At 41.7% G+C, this 4,034-nt stretch carries 4 protein-coding genes; 3 read left to right on the forward strand and 1 reads right to left on the reverse strand.

From position 1 onward, the window contains the following. The 3 genes from HZA08_09975 to HZA08_09985 form a co-directional block, all read left to right on the forward strand. A partial coding sequence (locus tag HZA08_09975; GenBank protein MBI5193751.1) for a sigma 54-interacting transcriptional regulator occupies positions 1-1,114 on the forward strand: 1,114 nt, incomplete at its 5' end. 25 nt (positions 1,115-1,139) lie between these two features. Then, entirely contained in the window at positions 1,140-2,318 is a 1,179-nt protein-coding gene (locus HZA08_09980) for a hypothetical protein (protein MBI5193752.1), read from the forward strand. 633 nt (positions 2,319-2,951) lie between these two features. Continuing rightward, complete coding sequence (locus HZA08_09985; GenBank protein ID MBI5193753.1) at positions 2,952-3,443, forward strand: PEP-CTERM sorting domain-containing protein; 492 nt, start codon at positions 2,952-2,954, stop codon at positions 3,441-3,443. A 53-nt stretch (positions 3,444-3,496) separates the two neighbouring features. Here HZA08_09985 and HZA08_09990 read toward each other — a convergent pair. Continuing rightward, on the reverse strand, positions 3,497-4,034 hold a 538-nt coding region (locus HZA08_09990), incomplete at its 5' end, for a tetratricopeptide repeat protein (GenBank protein ID MBI5193754.1).

A 4,034-nucleotide genomic window follows, 5' to 3' on the forward strand; every position in this document is an offset into this window, starting at 1 on the left:
GATAATAGTCAGTGGTAATACAGAAAAGGGGAATACCCTCAAGGCCATTGAAATGGGCGCCTTTGATTTCTTCACTAAACCCCCTGTAATAGATGAGGTTAAGGTCGTTATAAAACGGGCGCTCAGGATGGTTGAACTTGAAGCGGAAAATCTTTCTCTTCACCGGCAGATTCAATCAGAGGGTCTGGACGGGATACTTGGCAGTAGTCTGGCTATGGATCTGGTATTCCAGGTTATCCGGAAGGTAGCGACTGCTGATGTGCCTGTTTTAATACTTGGAGAGTCCGGTACAGGAAAAGAGATCACGGCCAAGGCCATTCACAGATTAAGTGATCGCAGAGAAAAGCCCTTTGTAGTAATAAATTGTGGCGCTATCCCGGAAACCCTTTTAGAGAGTGAACTCTTTGGTCATGAAAGAGGGGCATTTACCGGCGCGGACAAACTTAGAAAGGGCCGGATTGAGTATGCTGAGAAAGGAACGCTCTTCTTAGATGAGATAGGGGAATTAACATTGTCCCTTCAGGTAAAGCTCCTCAGGTTTCTCCAGGAACATGTTATTGAGCATATAGGCGGCAGGGAAGAGATTCCTGTTGATGTTCGTGTAATTGCTGCTACCAACAGGGATCTAAAAAAGGCGATTAACGATGGAAGGTTTAGAGAAGATATTTACTTTCGTCTCAGTGTGGTTTCCATACAATTACCATCACTAAAAGAAAGAGGAAATGACATTCTGTTGCTTGCAATGGCCTTTCTGCACCGTTATTCCAGAGAGTTTAAGAAAAAAATCCGCGGGTTCCGGGATGAGGCTGTTAAGGCATTATCAGGTTATGAATGGCCCGGTAATGTACGAGAGCTTGAAAACAGGGTTAAAAGGGCTGTTGTCATGTCGGATGGTGAATGGATATCGCCTGCTGACCTCGAGTTTTCTTCTCCTGATTATGGCGATAAACAGATTACTTCACTCCATGAGGCGCGGGAGGCGCTGGAAAAACGCCTTATAAGTGAGGCGCTCTTAAGGCACGGCAGTAATATAACACATGCAGCTATAGATCTCGCTATCAGCCGTCAGACCCTTACTGATATGATAAGGAAGTATGGAATTACAATGCAGTAAGAATCTTCATAATGTCTTGAGGAGAATGTATACTTTATTTATACTTATTTTATCTTTCTTTGTTATTTCTATTTCAGGCTCCTTTACGGAAAGCAGCGCGGAGTCAAACTGGCAAATGAGACCATCTCTTAATATTTCTGAAACCTATAACAGCAACATATATTCGCGCACCAATGAAACAGGTGATTTTATTACAGGGATAGGCGCCCGTCTCAATACTTCCTACACAGGAGCTAACGTTGCGCTTCAAACCAACTATTTAGCGACATTGAATACATATGCACATCACCCGGCACTTAATGTAGTGACGCATGATGGCAATGTAAATGTTGATGCTGCCAGGTGGTTTCGCAAATTATTCAGGGAGGTCAATATTACTGTTACTGAGAATTTTACATATACACCTGAATTAAGAGATTACTATTTTGATGAGAGTAGAGGGGGCGCAGATCCACTGAGCAATTATGGCATAAGGACCGGGCGAAATCAGTCATTCAGAAATGCAAGTTCCGTGGAGATAAGACTTCCACTCTCACATAATCAAAATATGATTCTGAGTTATTCTAATTTGTTAACAGAATTTCCAGATCCCAGGCTTATAGATAGCGTGGTACATAGTCTATCAATGGGTACCCGCTATGTAAGTCAGCGAAATACTTTATCGGGTAATATAGGGATAACGAGATCACAGACAGGCAGTGTAGACTTAAAAAATTATTTTATTACTACCGGTCTGCGCCATATGTTTTCACCTTTTACCCAATGTGAGGCCAGCGTTGGATGGGATATAATTGATCATGAAATAGTGGGGCATACATCAAATTTACGAGGAGCATTGAGATGTTCTACAATGTCTGAATTCCTCACATATAATATCGGCTACTCAAGGGAATTGAATGCCGGGAGCGGTGTCAGTACATCTCCGGTTGTGTCACAAATAGTCAATATAAACATCGGAGGTAGGCATACAAGACACCTCTCCTCGAGCATACGGGCCAATTATGCGGAGAATAATTCACTTCGCGGTGATCAGGTGGATATTAAATCATTCAACATTTCTGCCGGGGCTTTTTATACCATCAGGGCCTGGTTGGAAGGCTCATTGTCAGTTTCACACTTTAGACAGGATTCAGAAGTTACCTCTGCTCAGGATATTAAGCGAAATCTGATAATGTTGCAATTAGCAGCATCATGGGGTACATGACTTCGTTATTTGTATTTGCGTAAGACAAAAAAATATCCTAAGTGACGGAAAATTTGACAGTATACTTTTTGACGTAACTCATTGAAAGATTACCCAATTCCTTAGTTATAAACAAAGTAAGACAAGTAACTACCTCTAAAATACCCGAAAAAGCGACAAAATATTTAACAGTTCCTGAAATTCAGGGGTGGTAAGTTTTTAACAAGAATAGGATAATAATGATATAATTCTATATTATCAAATAGTTACAATCTATTTTACTTTAATTATATTTATTGGCATTCTTTTTGCTTCATTATAATGCATGTGATATTTGATGGCCTCGCAATAAATCGTCATTAAATAACTTTTATGCATCGTAGGAGGACAATCATGAAGAAGGTAATTTGGCTCATAGCGGCTGCGCTAATTATAATGTATAATTTACCAAATGCCTGGGCCGTACCGACCCTTGGTGTTGCAACAGATGGCCCTTATTATAGCACCGAATCGGCCATTACTAACTATCAGGATGACTGGACAACAACAATCCTTCCAAAGGGGCCAAACCAACAGGAGGGGTTTGCTATCGGAAGTGGAGATAAGCTATACCTTTGGGTTACTGATCAAGGTGAGGATGCTGACGAGTTAGACATGAATTATATTTACCATACAAATATTTATCTGCTGACAGATGCCACGGCCCAGAACGGGGGATCGAATCCAGTTCCGATCACTGATGTAAGTTTTAATGGTAGTTCGTTGTCGGGTACCTTCTCAAATCAGGTTGATGGTTATAAACCGACACCATATTCAGGAATTAACCTTGGGCCGGTTCTCGATGAATTTAATTTACTCAACCCGGGCTGGCAACTCCTTGCAGATGTCAATCCTGGAGCCAATGGCTATCCAGGGACAACCTACATTTATACCGGCATCATACAGTTTAACGGTGCACTGGACGGATTTGACCACTTTTTTACATTTGCTGATAAAGGTGGAGATGGAACGTACAGTAATGGTGATGATAGATTTTCTCCCCAGACGACCAGTGGTGTAGGTGTCCCGGTTCCTGAACCTTCAACCTTACTTCTCCTTGGCTCAGGGCTTGTGGCGCTTGGGGTGATTAAAAGAAGAAAAAGATAGATTGCAAAAACCGGATTCCCACTTTCGTGGGAATGACAGCAATTCTTTAATATTTATCTCCTCAAACTCGCAATAACTTTCTTTGTTTCCTCCATTTCATCGAATTTTTGATTCAGATTAAGGGCGGCATCGAGTTCCCTCCTTGCCATCTCTTTATCGCCATTCTTATAATAGGCCATCCCGAGGTGATAATGCACAGTTGGGTTATCCTGGAGTTTTTCACTGCTATCCTTTAACATTGATATGGCCTTAAGATATGCACCCTTCTTATAGTATATCCAACCGAGTGTATCTGATACACCAGGGTCCTCTGGAAGTTTCTCCTTTGCCCTCTGTGCAAGGTCCAATGCAATGTCTATGTTCCCTCCATACTCTGCATATATCCATGCAAGATTGTTTGCTGCAGGGGCGAATTTGGGGTCAATCTTTAATGCCTTTTCGTAATATCCCTTTGCCTTATCATGATTTTTTTGGGAATCGTAGAGTATGCCTATGAGCATATAGGGTTGGAGATAATTGGGGTTTACCTTAATAGCCTCTTCAAATCTTGCAATGGCCTTGTCATAGGTCTTGCTTCGCGCATACAATGCC

It is taken from the genome of Nitrospirota bacterium, from assembly GCA_016212215.1.
GTDB lineage: Bacteria > Nitrospirota > 9FT-COMBO-42-15 > HDB-SIOI813 > HDB-SIOI813 > JACRGV01.